At 53.5% G+C, this 23,615-nt stretch carries 21 protein-coding genes; 2 read left to right on the top strand and 19 right to left on the bottom strand.

The genetic code is table 11. The features are described 5' to 3' along the window. Positions 1-13 precede the first annotated feature (13 nt). From MCJ35_RS08410 to MCJ35_RS08355, 12 genes are all read right to left on the bottom strand, one after another. A complete protein-coding gene (locus MCJ35_RS08410) occupies positions 14-1,255 on the bottom strand; it encodes a glutamate-5-semialdehyde dehydrogenase (RefSeq protein ID WP_025482069.1) in 1,242 nt (413 codons plus the stop codon). A 39-nt stretch (positions 1,256-1,294) separates the two neighbouring features. Then, positions 1,295-1,516 (bottom strand): DUF896 domain-containing protein, encoded by a 222-nt coding sequence (locus MCJ35_RS08405; protein WP_008725386.1) that lies wholly within the window; start codon positions 1,514-1,516, stop codon positions 1,295-1,297. A 14-nt stretch (positions 1,517-1,530) separates the two neighbouring features. Beyond that, entirely contained in the window at positions 1,531-2,394 is an 864-nt protein-coding gene (gene proB, locus MCJ35_RS08400; RefSeq protein ID WP_008725384.1) for a glutamate 5-kinase, read from the bottom strand. 113 nt (positions 2,395-2,507) lie between these two features. Next, positions 2,508-4,133, bottom strand: coding sequence for an NAD(P)/FAD-dependent oxidoreductase (locus tag MCJ35_RS08395; protein WP_025482070.1), 1,626 nt, complete (start codon positions 4,131-4,133; stop codon positions 2,508-2,510). Then, positions 4,133-5,509 carry a BaiN/RdsA family NAD(P)/FAD-dependent oxidoreductase gene (locus MCJ35_RS08390; RefSeq protein ID WP_025482071.1) on the bottom strand — a complete coding sequence of 459 codons (1,377 nt, stop codon included), beginning with the start codon at positions 5,507-5,509 and terminating at the stop codon, positions 4,133-4,135. The genes MCJ35_RS08395 and MCJ35_RS08390 overlap by 1 nt, the downstream gene beginning before the upstream one ends. A gap of 208 nt (positions 5,510-5,717) precedes the next feature. Further along, positions 5,718-6,116: a hypothetical protein gene (locus MCJ35_RS08385; protein ID WP_008725377.1), complete on the bottom strand. Its 399-nt coding sequence runs from the start codon at positions 6,114-6,116 to the stop codon at positions 5,718-5,720. A 184-nt stretch (positions 6,117-6,300) separates the two neighbouring features. Beyond that, a complete protein-coding gene (locus tag MCJ35_RS08380; RefSeq protein ID WP_025482072.1) occupies positions 6,301-7,995 on the bottom strand; it encodes a putative polysaccharide biosynthesis protein in 1,695 nt (564 codons plus the stop codon). A gap of 19 nt (positions 7,996-8,014) precedes the next feature. Next, positions 8,015-9,163, bottom strand: a complete 1,149-nt coding sequence (locus MCJ35_RS08375) for a DUF3048 domain-containing protein (protein WP_025482073.1) — start codon at positions 9,161-9,163, stop codon at positions 8,015-8,017. Continuing rightward, positions 9,160-9,657: an rRNA maturation RNase YbeY gene (gene ybeY / locus MCJ35_RS08370; RefSeq protein ID WP_025482074.1), complete on the bottom strand. Its 498-nt coding sequence runs from the start codon at positions 9,655-9,657 to the stop codon at positions 9,160-9,162. Before ybeY ends, MCJ35_RS08375 begins: the two co-directional genes overlap by 4 nt. Before the next feature lie 27 nt (positions 9,658-9,684). After that, the gene (locus tag MCJ35_RS08365) at positions 9,685-10,680 is read right to left on the bottom strand and encodes a PhoH family protein (protein ID WP_008725373.1); all 996 of its coding nucleotides are present in this window, start codon (positions 10,678-10,680) and stop codon (positions 9,685-9,687) included. A 6-nt stretch (positions 10,681-10,686) separates the two neighbouring features. Next, positions 10,687-11,937 (bottom strand): sporulation protein YqfD, encoded by a 1,251-nt coding sequence (locus tag MCJ35_RS08360; RefSeq protein WP_040382412.1) that lies wholly within the window; start codon positions 11,935-11,937, stop codon positions 10,687-10,689. A 65-nt stretch (positions 11,938-12,002) separates the two neighbouring features. Next, positions 12,003-12,272: a YabP/YqfC family sporulation protein gene (locus MCJ35_RS08355; protein WP_025482076.1), complete on the bottom strand. Its 270-nt coding sequence runs from the start codon at positions 12,270-12,272 to the stop codon at positions 12,003-12,005. A 179-nt stretch (positions 12,273-12,451) separates the two neighbouring features. Between MCJ35_RS08355 and MCJ35_RS08350 the strand changes: the two genes are divergently transcribed. Continuing rightward, on the top strand, positions 12,452-13,363 hold the full coding sequence (locus tag MCJ35_RS08350) for a DUF4397 domain-containing protein (protein WP_008725357.1): 912 nt from the start codon (positions 12,452-12,454) through the stop codon (positions 13,361-13,363). Positions 13,364-13,453: 90 nt separating this feature from the next. On the opposite strand, the gene MCJ35_RS08345 is transcribed toward MCJ35_RS08350, so the two are convergent. The 7 genes from MCJ35_RS08345 to MCJ35_RS08315 form a co-directional block, all read right to left on the bottom strand. Next, positions 13,454-14,182 carry a YebC/PmpR family DNA-binding transcriptional regulator gene (locus MCJ35_RS08345; protein WP_008725355.1) on the bottom strand — a complete coding sequence of 243 codons (729 nt, stop codon included), beginning with the start codon at positions 14,180-14,182 and terminating at the stop codon, positions 13,454-13,456. 146 nt (positions 14,183-14,328) lie between these two features. Beyond that, positions 14,329-15,717 (bottom strand): MATE family efflux transporter, encoded by a 1,389-nt coding sequence (locus MCJ35_RS08340; RefSeq protein WP_025482077.1) that lies wholly within the window; start codon positions 15,715-15,717, stop codon positions 14,329-14,331. Beyond that, positions 15,677-17,203, bottom strand: coding sequence for a hemolysin family protein (locus MCJ35_RS08335; protein WP_025482078.1), 1,527 nt, complete (start codon positions 17,201-17,203; stop codon positions 15,677-15,679). The genes MCJ35_RS08340 and MCJ35_RS08335 overlap by 41 nt, the downstream gene beginning before the upstream one ends. A gap of 136 nt (positions 17,204-17,339) precedes the next feature. Continuing rightward, positions 17,340-17,687 (bottom strand): type II toxin-antitoxin system PemK/MazF family toxin, encoded by a 348-nt coding sequence (locus MCJ35_RS08330; protein WP_025482079.1) that lies wholly within the window; start codon positions 17,685-17,687, stop codon positions 17,340-17,342. Between the two features lie 122 nt (positions 17,688-17,809). Continuing rightward, on the bottom strand, positions 17,810-19,000 hold the full coding sequence (alr, locus tag MCJ35_RS08325; protein ID WP_025482080.1) for an alanine racemase: 1,191 nt from the start codon (positions 18,998-19,000) through the stop codon (positions 17,810-17,812). Positions 19,001-19,022: 22 nt separating this feature from the next. Next, positions 19,023-20,564 (bottom strand): bifunctional ADP-dependent NAD(P)H-hydrate dehydratase/NAD(P)H-hydrate epimerase, encoded by a 1,542-nt coding sequence (locus MCJ35_RS08320; protein WP_025482081.1) that lies wholly within the window; start codon positions 20,562-20,564, stop codon positions 19,023-19,025. A 72-nt stretch (positions 20,565-20,636) separates the two neighbouring features. Further along, positions 20,637-21,299, bottom strand: coding sequence for a redox-sensing transcriptional repressor Rex (locus MCJ35_RS08315; protein ID WP_008725346.1), 663 nt, complete (start codon positions 21,297-21,299; stop codon positions 20,637-20,639). Between the two features lie 274 nt (positions 21,300-21,573). Here MCJ35_RS08315 and abc-f point away from each other — a divergent pair, with 274 nt between their 5' ends. Continuing rightward, the gene (gene abc-f / locus MCJ35_RS08310; protein WP_025482082.1) at positions 21,574-23,517 is read left to right on the top strand and encodes a ribosomal protection-like ABC-F family protein; all 1,944 of its coding nucleotides are present in this window, start codon (positions 21,574-21,576) and stop codon (positions 23,515-23,517) included. Positions 23,518-23,615: the final 98 nt, after the last annotated feature.

Below are 23,615 nucleotides of genomic sequence, written 5' to 3'. Positions count from 1 at the left end.
CTTTTCTATGGTTTTACCGGATCTGGCCGTCCCCGTAAATAATGTATTTGGTGGTGGTCAGTTCCTTTAAGCCCATGGGGCCCCTGGCGTGGAGCTTCTGGGTGCTGATGCCGATTTCAGCGCCAAACCCAAACTCGTCGCCGTCCGTAAAACGGGTGGAGGCATTGACATACACAGCCGCAGCGTCCACCTCGTTCAGGAATTTCTGCGCATTGAAATAATCCGATGTCACGATGGACTCCGAATGGCCTGTATTATAAGTATTGATATGGGAAATTGCCTCATCCACGGAATCCACGATCTTAAGGGACAGGATATAATCCAGGTATTCCTTTCCCCAGTCCTCCTCCGTGGCAGGGACAAATTCCGGAACAATACCGCATGCGTCCTCATCGGCCCGAATCTCCACATTTTTTTCATCCAGGCGTTTCTTTAACATGGGAAGGAATTCCTCTGCAATCTTCCTGTGCACCAGAAGGGACTCGCATGCATTGCACACGCCAATCCTCTGTGTCTTGGAATTAAAGACAATATCCAGGGCCATCATAAGGTCGGCAGACGCATCCACATACACATGGCAGTTGCCGGTTCCTGTCTCAATCACAGGAATGGTGCTGTTCTCCACCACTGTCTTTATAAGCCCCGCCCCGCCCCTGGGGATCAATACGTCAATATAACGGTTCAGGCGCATCAGTTTCCTGGTGGTCTCCCGGCTGGTATCCTCTATAAGCTGCAGGGAATCCTCCGGAAGCCCTGCCCTTGAAAGCCCGGTCCTCAGGGCCTGTGCGATGGCCTTATTGGACTGGAGGGCGTCGCTTCCGCCCTTTAATATGACTGCGTTGCCCGACTTGAAACAAAGGCCGAAGGCATCTGCGGTCACATTGGGGCGCGCTTCGTATATCATTCCAATCACTCCTATGGGCACCCGCTTTTGCCCGATCTGCAGCCCGTTGGGGCGCAGCTTCATGGAAAGGACCTCGCCCACCGGGTCATCCAGGGCAGCCACCTTAAGCAGGCCGTCGGCCATGGACTGGATTCTTGCGGGCGTCAGTTTCAGACGGTCCAAAAGCCCCTGGCCCATGCCGCCTGCCTCGGCCCGTTCATAATCTTCCCTGTTGCCTGCGAGGATTTCCTCCTCGCTGTCCAAAAGAGCCCTGGCAGCTTCCTCAAGACCCATATTCTTCTCCCTGGAACCCAGGGTGTTAAGTACCCTTGATACATCCTTGGCACGTCTGCCCATCTCAGTTAATGTCATCCTGCTCTCCTCTCCCTTCTGCACATGGCGGAAAACCCTCTAAACTTCCTTAATCCCGCCGTACTTCTTACCCAGATCCGTGACGGAACCATCCTGTTCCTGTATGGAAATGTTATTCAGGTTGCTTCTCAGGCTCCCGCGTATGGCGGCAATGTATTCCCGCCGCAGCCTTGCCTGCTCTTCCTTTTCCTCATCCGTAAGCCCCACGGACTGGGACTTATGGTACAATTCGTTGATGCGGTCAATTCTGGATGCGTCCATGTCAATCACCTCTTTTAATATTCATTGTTCAGATAATGCATCAAATCAAAATCCAGGTTGGGATGGGCTAAGAACAAGGTGCCCTTTTCCTGACCCGCCATGATATCCAGGATGACCTCCACCTGGTCGCCGTTGGCAATCACCATGTCCGCCCCGCTGTCCGTGGCAATCCTGGCCGCCGCCAGCTTGGCCGACATGCCGCCCGTGCCCACATCGCTGCTGGAGGTGGACTTGCCCATGTTCAGGAATTCCGGGGTAATCTCCGGCACCAGGCTTACAAACCGCGCCTCAGGATTACTTCTGGGATCATCGGAATACAGGCCGTCGATATCGGAAAGCAGGATTAAAAGGTCTGCCCCAATCAGCGCCGCCACGATGGCTGACAGTCTGTCATTATCCCCAAAGCTGTCCACATAGGGAATCTCCGAGGTGGACACGGTATCATTTTCATTGACAATGGGAATGGCTCCCAGATTCAAAAGCTCATCAAAGGTGTTCTGGGCATTGTACCTGGATGAATCATTGATCATGGTATCTTTTGTGAGAAGGATCTGGGCCGCTGTCTGGTTATACTCCGCAAACAGCTTCTGGTAGACCATCATGAGGCGGGCCTGCCCCACTGCTGCAAATGCCTGCTTCTCAGCCAGGGTATCCGGACGCCTGTGGTGTCCCAGGGCCTGGCGCCCTGCCGCGATGGCTCCTGAGGACACCAGGACCACGTCCCGTCCCTCCCCACGCAGGTCACTGATGACCCGTATCAGCTTCTCTATCTTCATAAGGTTCATCTCCCCTGTCTGCGGATGGGTCAGGGAGGAGGAACCGATCTTAATCACAATCCTCTGCTTTTCCTTAAGGCTTTGGCGTTCCTGGATTTCCATGGTATGCTCCTTATGATTCTTATATTGATTCCTGTTTATCTTACACCAATTTACAGGTCACGTCAATTTCTATTCCTTTCCACCATTGATTTTATCGCGGTCTTCACACATTGTTAAGAATCTGTAAACGGCCTGTACCTGCGGATGATTTCCTCCGCAATCCGGATACCGTCCATGGCCGCCGAGGTAATGCCTCCCGCATAACCCGCGCCCTCGCCGCAGGGAAAGATTCCCCTGACTCCGCTTTCCAGGTTTCCATCCCTGGGAATGCGCACCGGGGACGAGGTCCTGCTCTCAATTCCCGCAAATATGGCGTCCGGGCGGTCAAAGCCTTTTATCATATGCCCGAAGCCCTCCATTCCCTCCAACAGGGCCTTGGTAATGGATTCCGGGAGCATTTCCCTTAAATTAGCAAAACAGTACTGCCCCTTAAAGGCTGGCTTCACTTCCCCAAACGAAGCGGATATCCTGTTTTCCTTAAAATCCCCGTAGAGCTGGACAGGAATCATCCCGCCTCCCAGGCCAAAGGCGTCCTCCTCCAGTTTCCGCTGGAACGCAACCCCTGCAAGGGCCTCCCTTCCCGCCTCCGCCACGGGGAAATCCTCCGGGGTGACCGTTACGATAAGGGCGCTGTTGGCATTGTCCCCGGCCCTGTCATGGTAGCTCATGCCGTTGACTGCAAGACGTCCCGGTTCCGAGGATGCATTGACAACATATCCGCCCGGACACATGCAGAAGGAATACACGCCCCTGCCTTCTGCGGTCTGCCTTGTCACCTTATAACTTGCAGGCCCCAGCTCCCTGCACTCTTCCATGCCGTACTGGCTCTGGTTGATGAGCTTCTGCGGGTGCTGTACCCGCAGTCCCACTGCAAACGCCTTGGCCTCCATGGGAATCCCCCGGTCCAGAAGGACCTCAAAGGTATCCCTGGCGCTGTGCCCGATCGCAGGCACCAGGGCCTCCGTGTCAATCCGTTCGCTTCCATTGACCATCACCGCCTTAAGGCGTCCCTGTTCCACGATGAAATCAGTGACCCGGCTTGAGAACCGCACCTGTCCTCCCAGGTCCGCTATCTCCCTGCCCATGGCCTTTACGATCCGGCTCAGCACATCCGTGCCGATGTGCGGCTTATTCACATACAGGATGGATGGGTCGGCCCCAAACTCCACAAGAAGCCGGAGCACTTCCCTGTTCCTTCCCGACGCATCCTTTACCAGGGTATTCAGCTTTCCATCTGAAAATGTCCCTGCCCCGCCTTCCCCGAACTGCACATTGGAATCAGGGCACAGCTTTCCGGTTTCCCAGAACCCAGCCACCCGCTTTGTCCTGGTATCCACGTCCTCGCCCCGTTCCAGGAGGATTGGGCGGTAGCCCTGCCTTGCCAGCAAAAGCCCGCAGAACAGCCCTGCGGGACCTGTACCGATGATGACGGGCGGATGGGAAAGGCCTGCTGTACCCGGCCTGGGCAGGCAGTATCCCCCGCCGTCCTGTACCAGCACATTCCGGTTCCTCAGCCGGTTCACCAGCTTTTCTTCCTTTTTCCCGGCAATGCCCCTCACCGTCACATCCACCGAATAGCTGTAGGAAATATCCGGCTTCTTCCTTGCGTCCACGGACTGCTTCATGATGTCCAATGTATGGATTTCCCCTGCCGGCACCCCCAGGACCGAGGAAACCTTTGCAAGCATGTCCTGCCTGTCATGTCCCAGCGGAAGCTTAATCTGGTTTATGCGGATCATCAGCGGCTCCTTCCCGCAGGCTTCTTCCCTGCCATGTTTTTTCTTTCCCCTGCGGCACTTCTCCCAGCTATGGCCCCGCTGGACCATGCAAACTGCAGGTTATAGCCGCCGCAGATACCGTCCACGTCCAGCAGTTCCCCTGCCAGGTATAGGCCCTTTTTGACCTTGGATTCCATGGTTGTCCCGTCCACCTCATGCACATCCACGCCTCCGCAGCAGACCTGCGCATTGGCAAAGGGGTTCACGGACATGACAATGGCCTCATAGGATTTAATCTGTTCCAGAAGGCGGCCTGCCTGCCTGGCGGATAATTCCCCCGATTTCATGGAAGGGTCCACCCCTGCCAGCCGAATCAGGACCAGGGCCAGTTTCTTATTCAGAAGACCGGTGAACATTTCCTCCACTGTCTTATAATCCATGCGGGCCGCGCGTTTCCTCAAAAGGCCCAATGCCTCCTCTTCCTTCCAGGACGGCATGAAATCCACCTTCACAACCACCCTCCTGCCCTCATCCAATGCCCTGGCCGCAAAACGGCTGACCTGGAACACGGGAATCCCTGACAGACCGTAATCCGTCAGCTGCAGCTCTCCTTTATCCTCTGCCAGAAGGATCCTGCCTGCACCTTTCCCCGATTTATTGGACTGGGGATTTTCCACTCCTTTCCCCGATTTATCTAATCGGGGACTTTCTGCACCTTTCCCCGATTTACTGAATCGGGGACTTTCCATGTACAGGCCCACCCTTGCTTCGGTGCGGATACCTGCCATCTGCTTATACATGTTCCCCTGGCATCTGAGCTGCACCAGGGCCGGAAGCGGCTTTATCACACGGTGTCCCAGGCGTTTGGCCAGTTCATACCCGCTGCCGTCAGAGCCGGTGGAGGGCGCGGCCTTAGACCCAGCAGCCAGAATCAGGGCATCCGCCTCCAGCATCCCCTGGCTGGACGAAATCCTATATGTGCCGTCATGAAGCTGCTCTATCCGGTCCGCCTCACAGGAGAGAAGCACCTGTACGCCAAGGTGCCCCAATTCCTGGCGCAGGACATCCAGCACAGCGGATGCCTGGTCGGAATTGGGATAGATATATCCGTTCCTGTCCCTGGTTTCAATCCCCAGCCCCCTGAAAAAGCGCAGGGTATCCTCCACCGAAAAACCGCTTATGACCTTCATGGGAAAGCTCCCGTCGCCGCTGCGGTAGCATTCCGGCTCCATGTAAAGGTTTGTCATGTTACATCTTCCATTGCCCGTGGAGAGTATCTTCTTCCCCACCCGGTCCATATGTTCCACAACCGTCACACGGGCGCCCCGTCTGGCCGCCTCAATGGCCGCCACCAGCCCGGATGCGCCGCCGCCTATAATCACAACCCTTTTTTCCATATCTATGTCAGGCTCCTTACTGTCCGATAAAAGTTTACAACTCATTTTATCCGCTTTTCTGTCATATTTCAACTACTAAATAATCCATTAGAAAAGGAATGGATGGAAAGCCGGGGATTTTATCCGGATTCCCGGTCAGCGCCTTATGTATCCATGTAACATAAAAGACGGGGTGGATTCCTGCATCAAAGCAGAAACCCATCCCCGTTCAGCTGGTGAACGACTCCAGGTAGTGATACACATCCATCATGGAAGGGAACCAGATTCCCTCCATGAGCCTGGACCTCTCCTTCTCCGGAAAATCCGTCACCGGAATATGGGTGTAAAGGCAGATTGTACTTCTGTCGCTGCAGAATACCAGCAGGAAACCGGACTCAGCCACCAGGTAGTACTCCTCTGCCGGGGACTGGCTCTCCAGGATGGGCTTTATCTGTTCCTGGTTCATGGCTGCCTTGTCATCCATATCATTGACAGTCTCAGTCTCAATCACCGTATTGGGAACCGCCTGCTCCTGTCTCACATTATATCTGGTAACCCCATAACCCACGATAAGGCATACAATCGATGTGGCAATAAACAGCAGGACACAGTATAATACTTTTTTCATCAGGCTAACCTCCTAACATGCTGGAGCATTTCTCAGACATGCTCTGGAACACGCTCTGAGGTTAGTATCTGCTTTCTATGCTGTTTTAATCATGTTTTCACAAATTTTTCCTGTTATTTAGCCGGACAATGAGGGATTCAGTACCCAGACGCACAAATCACGGGAAACCATTTTCAGACAGTCCCTATATAAGATGCAGACGGCCTAACAGCATTACAAGCCGGCGGCCCCCCGGCATCCCCTTCAGTTCCTCTTCGCCCACCGCCTTCAGTTTTACTAGAAGCAACGCATATACGATAACGGCCACGGCTACGGATGGCATCACAACAATTGCCATGCCAAGCCTTCCGCGCAACATGGAGGACGGAAGCAGGGCATATACGCCGCGGTACACCCCATAGGCCGCTGCGCCCATGATAATCGAACACAATGTGGGTAGGAACACCGTCTTTTTGTACTCCTGCCGGTATCTCACAAATCGTGCAATGGCATGTCCGTTCAGCAGGCACATCACAAGGGCAAAGACAATATTGGCAAAGACGACGCTGTAGATTCCTATCTTGAACACCATCAGGAATACCTCCAGCACCGCCACATGGATAACTAGCGCTACCATCGCATGGCGGATAGGCACATCCAAACGGTTCAGTCCCTGTAGGATGGCATTGGTCACCGTGGACAGGGAATAAAATACCACGGCCAGGGATCCCACCATGGAAAGACGAATCAGCATGGTATTATCCTCGCTGGCAAACAGTAGGTTACATACCGGTTTGGCCAGCACCGTAATCCCCACTGCGGCGGGAATGGCAACGAGAAGTGAGAAACGGATTGATGCCGCAATGCGCTCCAGCTTTTCCTTTCTCTTTCTGCACTCCACCGCCCTGGTAAGAGAAGGTATCAGGGAGGTTGACAGGGCATTAGACACCGCTACTGGAATATTAAACAGAATCTGGTATTGGCCCAAAGCACCCAGGCTGGTGGCAATTGCATCCTCCATATATCCCAATTTAGACATCCCCTGCCCAAAGAGATAGTTATCCACCACGTTAGAACAATTATAGATTCCGCTGCTGATTACGATGGGCAGAACCGTAATGGTCAGTATCCTAACCAAATGCCGGTAACTTTCAACTCTGCCCGACACATCTTCCCTGGTCCGCGTCCTCATATCCCTTCCCTTTGAAAGTGTAAGGATAATAAAATAGACAAGAGCTGTCAGCGCTCCCGCCCCAGTACCTATCGTACCGCCTGCCGCCCCCAAGGCATAGGAGTAATCCTTAGCCCCTTGTGCCGCATTCATAGAGGCCCCAACATTAAACAGAAGCCCGGCTGCAACCACACTTACCACAGCATTGACAATCTGCTCCAGGATCTGGGATATTGCTGTAGGCACCATGGTTCCCGTTCCCTGGAAGTATCCCCTGAGCACCCCCAAATAAGCCATAATCCAAATAGTAGGTACCAAAGTCTTAAGCGCATAACGGCTGGAGGGCATCTTAATTAAATCCGCAAATGCATCCGCCCCAAACCACAGCACAACAGCTGCCACGCCCCCAATCACGGTGGCATAAATAAGAGCCGCCTTCAGGATGCGGCTGCAGTTTCTGTACTCCCCCCTGGCAATCCTGGCGGATATCATCTTGGATACCGCCACCGGCATGCTGTAGGAGGATAATATTAACAGGATATTATACACATTGAAGGCCGATGTATAATATCCATTGCCCTGTTTTCCTATGATGTCGTTAAGGGGCATCCGGTACAGCATGCCGATGATGCGTACCAGGATACCGGCCATTGCCAGGATGCTGCCCTGTATGACGAAGTTGGCAGCCTTTTGTTTTCTGGTTCTTTTCTTAGATGTGCTTACATTCATATCTCTTTATTGTGAGTCCTCATTTCCCAATTATTTCTGACTTGGCAAAATCCTTGGTGGAAATGATGCAGATCCATGTCTGTCCCTGGTTCAGCACCACTTCGTTGTGTTCCTGGTCATAATACCGGGTAACGCCAAACTCCCCATCCTTTTCCCAGCTGATGGGAATCGCCTTGCCGCCTGTCATAAAATACCCGCAGTCAGAGGTATGTACATTAATATTCAGATAATCCGTGGTGGCATAAAAGCCGGACTGGCAATACTGGAATATCACGTTCCTAGCCGTGACGGGGCCTTCATCCCCCTGGTGCACACCGCCGTACTGATACCGGTGATACAGCCCATCCGAGGAATCGTATACAAAATACGCCTGATTCATGGCATACCCCGGCTTTACCGTGCCCGCGTCCATGACCCCGGGACGGCCTTCCAATGACGCTTCCTTCCCATCCCTGGCAAAGAGGTAATGGCCCTTATAGGAGGCATCATAATCAGGAGCATAGCCTAACTTCTGAATGGACTCCGTGATACGCTGGCCGCTGGTATATGCGTTGTGTGGGGACTTTTTATCCTTTGTGCGGTAGAATGCAGTGGTCCCTATCCCTTCCAGGCCGTTGATATTGTCCACATTGTTCAGATAAGGTTTGGCAAATGTGCTCTGCCCGAAATGTACATAGACAGCATCAAATTCCCTGGCAAAATACGTATAGTAAGTCCGGCAGCTGCGCACGGAACCAATCCGCTCCAGGTCATCATAATCCTCAATCAGCGACATATAGCGGTTCATCCCGCCCTCCACTGGGGCCTCATAGACCACCCCGGCCCGGTTGATGCCATACTGGGGACGGGCCTCCTTGTCGTTGCTCATCATGACGGCTGCGGGCCGCCGGTTTCCCTGAGACACAGGAACCATTTTCCCGGTCAGGTAGCTGCGTATCATGCCGTCCTTTTCTTCCCGTTCCTCCGGGAGATAGTAATCCCCCGCCCCATCCGGCTCCACGCCGTCTGTTTCACGTTCAGAATGTATGATGATTTCAGGCTCAGTGGTCACGGCAGGCGTCTCCACCCCAGGCGTACTTGCAACGTCCACGCCTGCCTCCCTGGCACATCCGGCCATAAAGCAGGCTGCCGCCGTCATCACTGCCATCCATCTGAGCCTTTTCTTCATCTTGTGTACCCCCTGGTTTCCAGAATCTTCCTCTGCCTGTCCTCCATCTGTTCCCGCTCCCCTTCCTCCATATGGTCGTAGCCAAACAGATGCAGCATGCTGTGCGCCACCAGAAATGCCAGCTCACGTGTCTCAGAATGGCCATACTTTTCCGCCTGTTCCTCCACCTTGTCCACGGAAACCACAATATCGCCCAGCATCAGTTCCCCGGTCTCAGGATTAAAATAATCCTCCACAGCCTCCTCCACATGGTCAAAATCCGAGGGCGCAACGTAATCCACCATGGGGAATGAGAGCACGTCCGTGGGTGAGTCAATCTCCCGGTACTCCCGGTTGATTTCCCGGATGGCCTCATTATCCGTAAGGATTACATTCACCTCTGCCTCATAAGGGCATTCCTCATAATCCAGGGCCGCCAGGACGATATCACGGATGATATCCCCGTAGGGCAGGTCCAGTTTTTTTTCTGCTTCGTATTCAATGGATATTGTCATGGGTAACCTCTCTCCGGCTTTTCCTGCCTACCTCTCCCTGCGGCGCTCACGCTTTACAGGCGGCGTATTCTTCTGTTCATAGGATTCATATGCCTGTACGATTTTCTGTACCAGCGGATGACGCACCACGTCAGAACTGGTCAGGTAACAGAATCCGATATCGTCTATCTTCCTCAGCACCTTAAGGGCCGTGTCCAGGCCGGATACGGCTCCCGAGGGAAGGTCCTTCTGGGTCTGGTCGCCGGTAATGATGACCTTAGAACCAAAACCGATCCTTGTAAGGAACATCTTCATCTGGGCAGGCGTGGTGTTCTGGGCCTCATCCAGTATGATGTAGGCATTGTCCAGTGTACGTCCCCTCATGTACGCCAGGGGCGCCACCTCAATCAGCCCCTTCTCAGAGTTATGCAGGTACGACTCAGCACCCATAATCTGATACAAGGCATCATATAAAGGCCTTAGATACGGGTCAATCTTGCTCTGAAGGTCCCCTGGCAGGAATCCCAGCTTCTCCCCTGCCTCTATGGCAGGACGCGTCAGGATGATACGCCCCACTTCCCCGTTCTTAAAGGCCTGGATGGCCATGGCCATGGCCAGGTAGGTCTTACCGGTACCGGCCGGTCCGATGCCGAACACAATCATCTTCTTGCGGATGGCATCCACATAATTCTTCTGTCCCAGGGTCTTGGGCTTTACCGGCTTGCCGGTAATGGTCCTGCAGATAATGTCCTTGTCAATCTCCAGGATTTGGCCGTCCTTCTCCGTAAAGGAAAGGGACAGGGCATAGTCCACGTTCTGCTCCGTAATGGTATTGCCCCTTTTGGACAGTTCAATCAGGTTGTTGAACACGCTCCTGGCCTGGCCTATGGTCTGTTCCGGCCCTATGATCTTAATCTCGCCGTCCCTGGCAATCATGGTCACATGCAGGGTGCGCTCTATCTTCTTAAGGTATGTGTCAAACTGCCCGCAGACATTCTTCTCATGTTCAGCGGGGATGTCAATCATGGTCTCAATCACACTCATCTAAGCTTATCTCGTCTCCTCTGGCTCTGTAGTTGGCTGTGTATCCGGTTCCGTCATGGGTTCTGACATGGGCTGGGTCCTTACGATGGATTCCTGGGTCACTAACTCCCCCTTCAGCCTGCATTCAGATACACTTGTTTCTATTCTATCATTATTTTCAAGAATTTGTACCCCCTTTTCCTCTAAATTTTTGACAAATTGGTAATTTATGGCTTTTGATATGTGTTCCAGTTCCTCCTTTGTATAATTGCTTTCATAGGAAACCATTTCCTTTCCCCTTATATCCCCTATGTAGACAGGCAGGTAAAAATTGGAAAACAGCCTCAGCTGCTGCTCTTCCATGGCATAATCCCATTCCCCCTGTCCCCTGACCGGAAGCAGGCAGGTGAAGGACCATCTGCCCGCCTTCACATACCATCCCCTGCGCCTGCGCCCTGTCCCTGCCCGTTCCCTGTGGAGCATGGGAAATGTCTTTTCATACTCCCTGGATGTCCTGGCCACCACATCCGCGTCCGCATGGACCAGATAGGCATTGATTTCCTCCTCGCTGTCACCGATAATGGGCACGCGGCCGCTGACCAGTACCTGTCCTTCCTCCACCTCATCCCCAACGGAAACCTGGGCAATCCCCTGGCGCACCACCATGGATGTGATGGTACCCGCCCGGTCAGCCACAATGTCACAGGGTGTCTCGTCCTTCTCAGGGACAATGGACAGCACTTCATTTTCCTTGATATGGATCAGGAGCCTGGTGCCCGATACCCTGGCCGACACCCAGGTAATCTCCGGAAAGCTGGTGCGGATGGACGCTTCCAGGTCCTCACAGTTAATCCTGGATTTAAGCATCCCATAATCAATGTCCTGGGAATCCAGGTAACGTATGAGGGTGTCGTAGGTATACCGGTAATTGCCGTCAAACTGGATATCCCATATGAACAGGGACATCACATACAGCACCAGGAAAAATGCAGCCAGGCCAGCCCCGAAATACCAGCGTTTTCTGTATCTGTAAATAAAAAAGGGAATACCAAAACGCCCGATGATATGCAGCCTTACCTGGGCTTTGCGTACCAGGGGCTTTACACGGCGGTACCCTTCCACTGTCATATAAAATTCATAGTCCCCGTCCCGGTTGCATATAAGCCCCCAGACTTCCAGCCCCCTGGCATTGCACAGGTTGAGGAAACGTTCCGGCGAATAACCGTGAAGACGGAGTCTTACATATCCTTTCCAGTTATGTAACAGCCAAACAATCAAACAGGCCCCTCCTCGCTATGAGCATTTAGCGTCCGTCCCTCAGACGCTTACGGGCAGCCGCCCACTTATGTTTCGAATTCCAGCGAACCAATCTGACCGGTTATCTTCATCTCCTCAGATGTATAATAATCAATTCTCAAACGGTTTCCGTGGATGAGTACCTTACAGTTTTTCGCCTGAAGTTTTACCAGGGTATCTGTATATATAAGGATGCTCCTGTAATTTTCCACATTCACCTGTCCGCGGCCCACAAAGCTTACAAGCACATCGCCCAGGATCACGTCCCGGGGCAGACCCAGTGCAGACACAGCTGTTTTCTTTGGTTCCCATGACATACGATCCACGCTCCTGATACACTGGTTCTTTTTATTATATGCATAAATGGGTGGAAAATGCAGTTCCATTTCAACCATCCCGGGTATTTCCGTGACATAGATGTTTTTTTGAAAAATCACTCACATTTGGCCCTGCACCTGAATAGACTATACTGAATCAATCAATCAGTGAGGTCGTTATGAATAACCAATCCTATCATATGGACAGAGCAAATGGGTATCCGGACACGTTGGTCAGCGCCGCCGAGGTCAGTGAGGCGGATATGCCCATTACCCCTCTTCCCAATCCAGGCGAAGGCGGTCCTGTGGACAGCGGGAACAACATGGACAATGGCGCCGGCGTCCCTGTCATCCCCCTTCCCAACCCAGGCGAGGGCGGTCCTGTGGACAGCGGACGTCCAAACTTCCCGCCTATTTTCCGTCCCGTATTCCCAGGCGGCACAGGCGGTTCCGTCACCGTCATTCCCGGCATCACCTTCCCATGCTACAACTGCACCGCCACCAGCTTTGGCAGGGTGCGCATCCTCAATGCGTCCACGGGTTACCAGCCATTCTATGTGTACATCGGCAACTGGATGGTGGCAAGCGGGCTTGCAAACGGGGACATCACAAGCTATGTGCAGGCAGCCTCAGGTACGCAGACCATTACCGTGTCCGGCGCCAACGGATATGTCTACATCCAGAAACCGGTCCAGGTAAGGGCTTCCTCCTCCATGACCATTGCCATCATCAACACGGCAAGCGGCCTGGACATCATGGAAATCTCCGACATTTCCTGCAACGCGCCTTCCGGCACCAGCTGCCTGCGCACCTGCAACCTGTCACAGAACCTTGGGCCTTTCGACGTGTCCATTGGGAACCAGAACAATTCCTACGTGGCCTTTACCAATGTACGCTACCGGGAAGTGACGCCGTATACCAGCTTTTATCCGGGATGGTATCAGCTCTATATTGCCAGGACCGGCGCATTCCCATCCACCTATCTGGCAACTGCCGCCGCCAATATGAGCGCCAACAATTCCTACACCCTGTATATTTTCAATGCCCCCAATGCAACCGACGGGCTGCGCACCATGGTGGTCTCCAACTAAAACATAAAAAGGACCGGATGCGGCTGATGATTCAGCCACATGACCGGTCCTTCTGTCATTTCTTCAATATATGTTCCTAATGGTAATGCATTACTCATCCCAGTTATGGTACACGGCCTGGACGTCATCATCCTCATCCAGCAGGTCCAGGGTCTTGTTCAGCTTCTTGATATCCTCCTCATCGGTCAGCTCCACCCAGGTCTGGGGAATCATGGTCACATCCGCTTCCATCATGGGAATATCCTGGGCCTCCAGGGCCTCACGCACAGCGCTGAAATCCTCCGGGGCAGTGATGACCTCGTAGCTGTCCTCTTCCTCGGCAAAGTCCTCTGCGCCTGCATCCAGGGCAATCATCATCAGCTCATCCGGATCCATCTCACATTCTTCCTTGTCAATGATGATCTGGCCCTTCTTGTCGAACATGTAAGACACGCTTCCAGGGGTCCCTACGTTGCCGCCGCCCTTGGTAAATGCACTTCTCACATTAGCAGCCGTGCGGTTCTTGTTATCCGTCAGCGTGTCGACGATAATGGCTACCCCGCTTGGCCCGTATCCTTCATATGTAAGGATCTCGTAGTTCACGGATGCAGCATCGCCTGCTGCTTTCTTAATGCCGCGGTCAATGGTATCATTCGGCATGTTATTGGCTTTTGCCTTGGCAATTACGTCGCGCAGCTTGCTGTTGTTGGCCGGATCCGCGCCGCCTTCCTTTACAGCCACCGCAATCTCACGTCCGATTACAGTGAAAACCTTGCCCTTTGCCGCGTCATTGCGCTCCTTCTTATGTTTAATATTGGCAAACTTTGAATGTCCTGACATCGATAAAACACCCTTTCCTTTATTCTGCTTAATCTGTTTTTCTATACTTCATACAGCTTATGCTGTATTTTATACACATCTTTTCTATCTTAGCACGATTTTTTTTATATGGCAAGTAAAAAATCCTGCACGCCTTACCGGTCCGCCTATCCCTGCTGCACCTGCGTGGTCAGGTTCCTCAGCCACTTCTTCTGCCTGTAACGGATATAACCCAGCACGGCCTTATAGACTTCCTCCAGCATGACCAGGCCATAGACCATATAGATGGGCAGATGCCACACAAGGGCGCCTAAGAACGCCAGGGGCACACCGATGAACCAGACCCCGCTGGTATCCAGGAACAGGCACATCTTCGTGTCGCCCCCGCTTCTTAACACACCCACCACATTCACATAGTTGAACATCTTGGCCGGCATATAGCAGGCAAATATCAGGATGCACATGTTCACATCATGGCCAACTGCTTCCGTGATGTTATAAAGCCCGATAAGCGGGCCTCTGATCCCGATTACCACAAAGGCCGATGCAATGGTGACAATGAACTGCAGGATGAAGAACTGGGTGGCGTATTTCTCGGCCCGCTTTATCTTGCCCGCCCCCAGCTCATTGCCCAGGATGACCGCGGTGGCTGCGCTGAGTCCCTGGAACAGCACCACCACAATATCCTGTATGGTGGTGGCAATGGTTATGGCCGCCACCGCCTCGTCCCCCATCCGGCCGTAAGCCAGGGAATACATGGTGGTGCCAAGGCCCCACATGAACTCGTTGGCAATGACAGGGACGGATGTGAGCGCAAATGCCTTCACAAATGCGGACGGCCATCCGAAAAGCCCTGAAAAGCCGCAGGCAATGGGCATTTTCCTGGTGTAAACATAGGTAAGCATGAGACATACCTCAATCACACGCGCGATGAGGGTTGCCAGGGCCGCGCCCGCCACACCCAGGGCCGGGGCGCCGAACTTGCCGAAAATCAGCACATAGTTAAGGCAGATATTAATCGCAATGGCGATACAGCTGCCAATGACCGGGAACACCACCCGGTTTACCGCCCTCAGCATGGCCACATACACATTGGTCAACGCAATGAAGGGATAGGTGAGGGCCGCTATCTTCAGATACTTTGCCCCAAGCTCTATGCTGTCCTGGCTGGTGGTGAAGATACGCATCACCGCCTGTGGACATAGGATTGCGGGTACCGCAAAAAACAGGGCGCCTCCCAGTGCAAGCAGGATGGACAGCCCCAGGACCTTCCTGATATTCTTTACATCCCCGCTTCCCCAGAATTGGGCGGCCAGGATCCCTGCGCCGCTGACAATCCCGAATACCAGCAGGGAAAACACAAAAAAGACCTTATTCGCCAGCCCCACGGCCGCAATGGCCGTTGCCCCCAGGGTGCCAATCATCAATGTGTCCACAAGGTTCACCACTGTGTTCAACATGCCCTGAAGCGCTACCGGGCAGGCAATCATAAGGGCCTTTCTTAAAAACCTGCTGTCACGGAACATTTCCTTCGTGCTCTCTATGATTCCTGTCATCTTTTCCTTCCACCAAGCCTTTTTTGGATTTATCTGATTGGGGATTGCCGCTGTCCTTCCCCTGTTCTGTCCGCAGGCCTTCCCTGTCCTTCCCGCTGTCCCCTTCCTCCTCCTGGTCCTTAAACACGTGGATGCTCTCTATCATCTTATTGCCGGCCTTGATTACCTCAAAGGTATAGCCGCCGAACCCCACCCGGGGATTCTCCCCCTCCTGGGGTATGCGGTCCAGACGCGATATCAGATATCCGTTCAGGGTATCATATGTATCGCTGTCCTCCTCCGGGAACTCGATATCCAGTACATCCATCACATCATCCAGGGGCGTAAGGCCGCTCATGATAAAGGAGCCGTCCTCCCTGACGGAAATGAAATCCTCTTCCTCATCATACTCATCCATGATGTTTCCTACGATTTCCTCCAGTATGTCCTCCATGGTCAGGAGTCCTGCCGTCTGTCCGTATTCATCCACCACGATTTCCATGTGGATCTTGCCGGACTGCATCTCCTTAAACAGGGTGTCGATGCTCCGCGTCTCAGGTATGAAGTTGGCTTCCCTGAGAAGTCCCGGGACCTCAAGCAAAGGCCTGTCCTTATATTCTTCCATTTCCACATACACCATGGCGTCCCTCATATGCAGGATCCCCACAATGTCGTCTATATCCTCCCGGTACACAGGGTAACGGGTGTTGATGCCTTCATTTAAGATAAAATGCACCGCATCCCCCAGCAGCATGGAGCCGTCCAGGGCCGTCATGTTGGTACGGTGGGTCATGATATCGGAAGCTTCCTTGTCCCCCAGTTCAAAAATATTGGTTATCATCTCTGTCTCGTCTGCTTCCAGGACTCCCTGCTCATGGCCTTCATTTACCATGGACATGATGTCTTCTTCCGTCACATTGTCGTCATCGTCCGCTATATCCACCCCGAAAAGCCGGAGTACAAGGGCTGACACCAGTGTGATCAGCCTGGTCAGGGGCAGGAACACACCTGCGGCAAACAGGACCACGGGCAGCATATGGTATCCCCACTTCTCCGGTTCCTTGGCAGCCAGACGTTTGGGGATGATGATTCCGAAGCTGATGATGATAAGCAGCAGCACGATGGCCACGGCCACCATGAACAGGATCTGCTCCCACCACATGGAATCCAGGTACCATGGGACCCTGGATGCCCCGTCATACCATCCAGCCATGGGCTTAAAGATATGGATGCGCCTCATCAGCCCGTTGACCAGCACAGGAAGTATGACCGCGCCTGTAATCATACCAATCAGATGGGTTGTGATCTGAATGGTGTGCACGAACCGCCCCGGCCGGTTGACAATCTCAAGAAGCCTGGCAGCCTTCCTGTTCCCCTGGCGTGCCTCATCTTCCAGCTTCCCTTCATTCACGTTCTGAATCGCCGAACCGAATCCATAAAACACAGCCTCCAGAAGGATAAAACCAATCAATACAAGTATACTGACAGGCGAATAACCATCGTCCATAATACTATAAAGACTCCTTTCGTACTCATGCCGCCCTGCTTTTTGTCATGTAAAAAGCAGAGCAACGCCCCTTAAATCACGGCATAACTCTGCTTATCATAACATTTTTCTTATATTTCGTCAATGGTGCCTGTGCCTATGTATGCAGTTCCAGGCTTACCATCAGCGCTTCATCCACCTTCTGCTGAAGCTCCTCGTCTATATGGCATATCTTTTCCTTCAGCCGCTGCTTGTCAATGGTGCGCAGCTGCTCCAAAAGGATGACGGAGTCCTTGATCATGGCACACCGCCTTGTATTCAGTTCCACATGGGTCGGCAGCTTTGCTTTGTTCATCCTTGATGTAATGGCTGCGCATATGACCGTGGGGCTGTGTTTGTTGCCCACGTCATTCTGGATGATCAGCACAGGACGGACCCCTCCCTGCTCGGAGCCCACCACAGGCCGTAAATCCGCATAATAAATGTCTCCACGTCTGATAATCACATCGTCCACACTCCGTCAATTTATTCAACCTTAGTATTGGCAATATCTGACCTGTGTATACATTGCCCTGTAACCTAATAGTATCATATGTTTCAGACGCTTATTTGGAGCATGGTAGGCTTTTACATATATCCGAAGCCTTCGTAAATATCATTAAAATAATCTTTTTTCCCAATCACCCTGCCGTGCCGTATATATACCCTGGGCACCCGTTTCCCGATGCCGCAGATGATTTCATAGTGGAAACCGCCTCCGGCCCCGGCCAGTTCCTCCACGGAAATGAATCCATCCCCGTCCCTTCCGATCAGTGTCACCTCGTCGTCTTCCGCCGCACCCGCAATCCCGGTCACATCCACCATGAACTGGTCCATGCAGATCCGGCCCAGTATCCTGGCCCTCTGGCCGCGGATCAGGACAGAACCGAGGCCGGAAAGGGAGCGCGGATAGCCGTCCCCGTATCCCACCGGGATGGTGGCCACGCGCATCTGCCTGTCAGCCACAAAGGTGCCTCCGTAGCTCACCGCATCCCCGGGTTCAATGGTCTTTATGTAGGTGATGAAGCTCTTAAGCTCCATGGCCGGCGTCAGCTTCACCGCATCCTTTCCCACCTCATCCGACGGATACAGGCCATAGATGGAAATGCCCGCCCGCACCATGTCAAGGCCGTTGGCCCCCAGCGACTCCACGATACCGGCGCTGTTGGAGCAATGCCTGATTGGGATGGTTATCCCTCTGCTGCCGAGCATTTCCACAAAATCATTATATTTCCCAAACTGCAGTCCATAGGTGGTCTTATCCGCCTCGTCTGCCCTTGCAAAATGTGTGAACATGCCCTCAATGCGGATTCCCTCCAGCATGTTGATCCTGTATACCATGTCAGCGGATTCCTGGTCCGGTTTCATGCCGATGCGGTTCATGCCCGTGTCCACTGCCAGATGGATATTGGCCTTCTTCCCCATGGCGGCTGCAACAGCCGACAGCTTTTGGGCCTCCCCGTACCGGAACATGGCCGGACGGATATCGTACTGAACCAGGTCCTCAAACCGGCTTTCATGGGTCACGCCCAGGACAAGGATCATCTTGCGTATGCCGTGGCGGCGCAGGATCATGCCTTCGTCCACGGATGCCACGGCATATCCGTCCACATACGGGTCAATGGTCCTGGCAACCGGCACTGCGCCATGTCCGTAACCGTCTGTCTTGACCACGCCGATCATGGACGTGGAAGCCGGGAGGTTTGCCTTCATGGCCTCCATATTGGCAGCCACCGCATCCAGATGGATGGCCGCATATACCCTGCTGTATGGTTTCATTTTATCTGCCTCCTGTTTTGTCTCATTCCATCGCGGGCTCCATAGCCCTCCCGATTGCATGTGCCAGATCCGATGCCAGAAGGCTGTGCTGCCCTGTCTGCCTGGCTGCCGCATCTCCTGCCCTGCCGTGAAGGTAGACCCCCATCAGGGCGGCCTGTTCTTCCTCCATGCCAATGGCCGCGAGGCCTGCGATGATACCCGTAAGGACATCGCCGGAACCGGCCTTGGCCATGGCGCTGTTGCCGCTGGAATTAATGTAGAGCGTCCCGTCCTTGCCTGCCGCCACCGTGGCAGCATCCTTAAGCACGCAGGTAATGCCGTACCGCCCCGCATATTCCAGCGCTGCCCCGGCCAGATTCTCCTTGATGGCATCAATGCCCTCCCCTGTCAGCCTGGCCATCTCCCCAAGATGGGGGGTGATTATGATGTTTTCCGTGTAGTAGGTGGTCAGATACGGATGCCCGGCTATGGCATTGAGGCCGTCCGCATCAATGATCACAGGCACAAAGGCGCTGGTCAGTATATCCTCCACCAGGTATTCCACATATGGTTCGCTGCCAAGTCCCGGCCCCAGCACCACCACATCCGCCCAGTTCATCTGCTCCTCAATCATGCGCTTAAACTCTTCCCTGCCCGAAACCAGCTGGTCCGCCGTGTAGGTGACGATGATGGCTTCCGGCAGGCGCTCCTGAAGGATCTGGCGGTTTTCCTCCACGGTCAGGAGCTTAACCAGCCCGGCGCCGGTGCGGTAGGCAGCCAGGGCGCTGAGGTATGCGGCGCCGCACATGTTCCGCGACCCTGCTGCAATCAGCACCTTCCCAAAGGTTCCCTTATTGGAATAGGCGGGCCGGCCTGGAATAAGAGCCAGATCCTCCGGCCCGTAGGTGAAGGCGTATCCACACCCTTCCTCTGCCTCCGCCACGGCCCCAAGGGCTGTTTCCGGGAATCCGATATCGCATACCTTTACCCTGCCCGCGTATTCCCTGCCCGGATAAAGGGCTGTTCCGGTCTTCTCCCAGCCAAAGGTGACAGTGACATCCGCCTTCAGCGCAATGCCCATGACAGCCCCCGTGTCCCCATGGATTCCCGAGGGAACATCCACCGCGATGGTATGGGGAATCCTCTTTCCAGACAGCATTTCCATGCACTGTCTGTACTCCCCCTCGATGGGACGGCTTAAGCCCACGCCGAATACCGCGTCAATGAGAAGGCTGCACTCCCCATCCGCTGCCCCGGTCCAGGGCCTGACCTCCATGCCCAGCCTGCGCGCAATGGATACCTGGGCCTTAAACTCCTCTGTCCCCTTTTCCAGGTTCCCCACCACGTAAATACAAGCCTGATATCCTTTCAGATAAAGCATCCTGGCCGCCGCCACGCCGTCCGCCCCGTTGTTACCGGTGCCGCACACCGCCCAGACAGCATCCCTCTGTCCGGCCAGGGCCTCTGCCTCTTCTGCCACCCAAAGGGCCGCCCGTTCCATCAGGACCATGGACGGTATGCCTATGGTATGGATGGTATGGGCGTCCACCGCCTTCATCTGTTTTGCCGTTACCAGTGTTCTCATCCGCATTTACCTCCTGTAAAAAGCAAAGGCCGGCAAGCATAAAGAATGGCTCCTTTGCTTGCCGGCTGATTCTTACTTTGATGCTTTTCCCTCTTCCGTCTTCTGGTCGTACATGCTGCATACCCTGTATGATAGGCGCATCAGACTTTCAGACAGATGGACATTCTCCACTACCACATCATCCGGAACCACCAGATCGGTATGGGCAAAGTTCCAGATTGCCTTGATACCGGCCTGGACAAGACGGTCTGCAATCTCAGGCGCCTTTGTCTTTGGAATGGTCAGGGCCGCTATCTGAATCTCATTCTCCTTGATGTAGTGCTCCAGATCATCCACGGAGCGGATCTCAATCCCGCGGATTACCAGGCCAATCAGCTTGGGGTTAATGTCAAACATGCCCTTGATGACAAATCCACGCCTTTCGAAATTCGTATAGTTTGCAATGGCCTGCCCCAGATTGCCAGCCCCGATGATGATCAGGTTGTGCTGCTGGTCAATTCCTAAAATCTTTGCTATCTCGGCATACAGGTACTTGACGTTATAACCGTATCCCTGCTGGCCGAATCCTCCAAAATTATTAAGGTCCTGACGGATCTGTGATGCCGTTACTTTCATCCTGGCGCTAAGCTCATTGGAAGAGATGCGTTCCACACCCTCCTCAATCAGTTCACCCAGGTAGCGGTAATAGCGGGGCAATCTTGAAATTACCGCCTTTGATATCTCTTTGCGTTCCATTGTGTTCCACCTTCCCCTTACGCGTTTCTATAAATACCTAATGGTTCTATTATAAACAAGTGTCAAAAAAATGTCAAACACGTTTCAGTATGTTCTTGAAAAAATTTTCCTATTATATTATACTGGTGAAAGTATAATATGGAAATCCCGGCGGTCTGGAGCCTTGAAAAACAGGCGGTATATGCGGGTTTCCTTCCCATATAAGCGCGTAAAGACAGCGCCCCGGTTCCCCGCCCGGATGGGGCGCCGGTGTACAATGCAAAGGAGTTTAACCATGATTTTATCATGCAGCAATATAACCAAGTCCTTCGGTGACAAACATATCTTAAAGCAGGTTTCCTTCCACCTGGAAGACCACGAAAAGGCGGCCATCGTGGGCATTAACGGTGCAGGCAAGACCACCCTTCTGAAAATCATCATCGGCGAGCTGGCTGCAGACGAGGGCGTTGTGGCCCTCAGCAAGGGCTCCACCATAGGTTATCTGGCGCAGCACCAGGACCTGGACAGCGAAAGCACGATTTACGAAGCCCTTCTGGAGGTAAAGCGCCCGGTCATACAGATGGAGGAGCGGATCCGCAGCCTGGAGCTTAAGATGCATTCCGCCTCAGGCGATGCCCTGGAAGCCATGCTGGCGGAATACAGCCGCTTAAACCATGCCTTTGAACTGGCCAATGGCTATGCTTATAAAAGCGAGGTCACGGGCGTATTAAAAGGCCTTGGATTCAGCGAGGACGAATTTACCAAGCCCATCAACACCCTTTCCGGCGGCCAGAAAACCCGTGTCTCCCTGGGCAAGCTCCTGCTCACCAAGCCGGACGTACTGCTGCTTGACGAGCCGACCAACCACCTGGACATGGAGTCCATTGCCTGGCTGGAAACCTATTTGAAGGGTTATTCAGGCAGCGTGATCATCGTTGCCCATGACCGTTATTTCCTGGACCGTGTGGTTTCCAAGATTGTGGAGCTGGATAACGGCATCGGGACCATGTTCTCAGGCAATTATTCCGCCTACAGCGACAAGAAAGCCATGCTCCGGGATGCCAAAATCAGGGCATATCTAAACCAGCAGCAGGAAATCAAACACCAGGAAGCAGTCATCACCAAGCTTAAATCCTTTAACCGTGAAAAGTCCATCCGGCGTGCCGAGAGCCGTGAAAAGATGCTGGATAAGATTGAGCGGCTGGATAAACCGGTGGAAATTGACGATTCCATGGATATACGGCTGGAGCCGGATGTAATCAGCGGCAATGATGTGCTGACGGTCAGGGAATTAAGCAAATCCTTTGACGCCCAGACCCTTTTTTCCCACGTGGATTTTGATATCAAACGCGGGGAACGGGTGGCTATCATAGGCAACAACGGAACCGGCAAGACCACCCTGTTAAAAATCATCAACGGCCTCCTGGAGGCTGACAGCGGCGAAATCCGCCTGGGTTCCAAGGTGCACATCGGTTATTACGACCAGGAACACCAGGTCCTGCACATGGACAAGACATTGTTTGAGGAGATACAGGATACCTATCCTGACATGAATAATACCCAGATCCGCAATACCCTGGCCTCCTTCCTGTTCACGGGCGATGATGTGTTCAAGCTGATCCGGGACTTAAGCGGCGGGGAACGCGGACGCGTGTCCCTGGCCAAGCTCATGCTCTCCGACGCCAACTTCCTTTTACTGGACGAGCCTACCAACCATCTGGACATCACGTCCAAGGAGATACTGGAAAGCGCCCTCTGCCGCTATACGGGCACCGTGCTTTATGTGTCCCATGACCGTTATTTCATCAACCGCACCGCCACCAGGATACTGGACCTGACCAGCCAGTCCCTGATTAATTATATCGGCAACTACGATTATTACCTTGAGAAGAAGGATGACGTGGAAGCAGCATTCGCAGCAAGGAATGCTGCGGGCCAGGCGCCTGCTGGAACGCCGGACAGGGATCTGGCCTCCTCTTCTGCCAGCGATATAAAGCTGGACTGGAAGGCCCGGAAGGAAGAACAGGCGCGCATACGCAAGCGACAGAACGAACTGAAGAAAACAGAGGATTCCATCCATGCCCTGGAAACCAGGGACAGTGAGATTGACGGGCTGCTTTCCCTGGAAGAGGTCTACACCGATGTGGACAGGCTGATGGAACTGAACAGGGAAAAGGAAGAAATTGCCCGGCAGCTGGAAGAACTGTATGAGCGATGGGAAGAACTGGCTGAGGATTGATGGTTTCTGAGCGGATGGTTGGAACGGATGGTTTGGGCCTGATGGCCAGGACCGGTGGCCAGAACGGATAACCAGAACCGATGGTCAGAACGGATAAA

This window comes from Enterocloster sp. OA13 (genome assembly GCF_022440595.1).
GTDB lineage: Bacteria > Bacillota > Clostridia > Lachnospirales > Lachnospiraceae > Enterocloster > Enterocloster hominis.
The sequence above is the reverse complement of the archived record's forward strand: the minus strand, read 5'-3'. Positions and strand labels throughout refer to the sequence as shown.

What these genes read in the sequence shown, in the direction of transcription:
- alr (WP_025482080.1), bottom strand. Translation starts at nt 19,000, where the DNA reads ATGAAACCATACAGCAGGGTATATGCGGCCATCCATCTGGATGCGGTG.
- MCJ35_RS08405 (WP_008725386.1), bottom strand. Translation starts at nt 1,516, where the DNA reads ATGGACGCATCCAGAATTGACCGCATCAACGAATTGTACCATAAGTCC.
- MCJ35_RS08365 (WP_008725373.1), bottom strand. Translation starts at nt 10,680, where the DNA reads ATGAGTGTGATTGAGACCATGATTGACATCCCCGCTGAACATGAGAAG.
- MCJ35_RS08385 (WP_008725377.1), bottom strand. Translation starts at nt 6,116, where the DNA reads ATGAAAAAAGTATTATACTGTGTCCTGCTGTTTATTGCCACATCGATT.
- MCJ35_RS08345 (WP_008725355.1), bottom strand. Translation starts at nt 14,182, where the DNA reads ATGTCAGGACATTCAAAGTTTGCCAATATTAAACATAAGAAGGAGCGC.
- MCJ35_RS08375 (WP_025482073.1), bottom strand. Translation starts at nt 9,163, where the DNA reads ATGAAGAAAAGGCTCAGATGGATGGCAGTGATGACGGCGGCAGCCTGC.
- MCJ35_RS08390 (WP_025482071.1), bottom strand. Translation starts at nt 5,509, where the DNA reads ATGGAAAAAAGGGTTGTGATTATAGGCGGCGGCGCATCCGGGCTGGTG.
- ybeY (WP_025482074.1), bottom strand. Translation starts at nt 9,657, where the DNA reads ATGACAATATCCATTGAATACGAAGCAGAAAAAAAACTGGACCTGCCC.
- MCJ35_RS08335 (WP_025482078.1), bottom strand. Translation starts at nt 17,203, where the DNA reads ATGGACGATGGTTATTCGCCTGTCAGTATACTTGTATTGATTGGTTTT.
- MCJ35_RS08320 (WP_025482081.1), bottom strand. Translation starts at nt 20,564, where the DNA reads ATGAGAACACTGGTAACGGCAAAACAGATGAAGGCGGTGGACGCCCAT.
- MCJ35_RS08395 (WP_025482070.1), bottom strand. Translation starts at nt 4,133, where the DNA reads ATGATCCGCATAAACCAGATTAAGCTTCCGCTGGGACATGACAGGCAG.
- MCJ35_RS08350 (WP_008725357.1), top strand. Translation starts at nt 12,452, where the DNA reads ATGAATAACCAATCCTATCATATGGACAGAGCAAATGGGTATCCGGAC.
- proB (WP_008725384.1), bottom strand. Translation starts at nt 2,394, where the DNA reads ATGGAAATCCAGGAACGCCAAAGCCTTAAGGAAAAGCAGAGGATTGTG.
- MCJ35_RS08410 (WP_025482069.1), bottom strand. Translation starts at nt 1,255, where the DNA reads ATGACATTAACTGAGATGGGCAGACGTGCCAAGGATGTATCAAGGGTA.
- MCJ35_RS08380 (WP_025482072.1), bottom strand. Translation starts at nt 7,995, where the DNA reads ATGAATGTAAGCACATCTAAGAAAAGAACCAGAAAACAAAAGGCTGCC.
- abc-f (WP_025482082.1), top strand. Translation starts at nt 21,574, where the DNA reads ATGATTTTATCATGCAGCAATATAACCAAGTCCTTCGGTGACAAACAT.
- MCJ35_RS08355 (WP_025482076.1), bottom strand. Translation starts at nt 12,272, where the DNA reads ATGTCATGGGAACCAAAGAAAACAGCTGTGTCTGCACTGGGTCTGCCC.
- MCJ35_RS08340 (WP_025482077.1), bottom strand. Translation starts at nt 15,717, where the DNA reads ATGACAGGAATCATAGAGAGCACGAAGGAAATGTTCCGTGACAGCAGG.
- MCJ35_RS08315 (WP_008725346.1), bottom strand. Translation starts at nt 21,299, where the DNA reads ATGGAACGCAAAGAGATATCAAAGGCGGTAATTTCAAGATTGCCCCGC.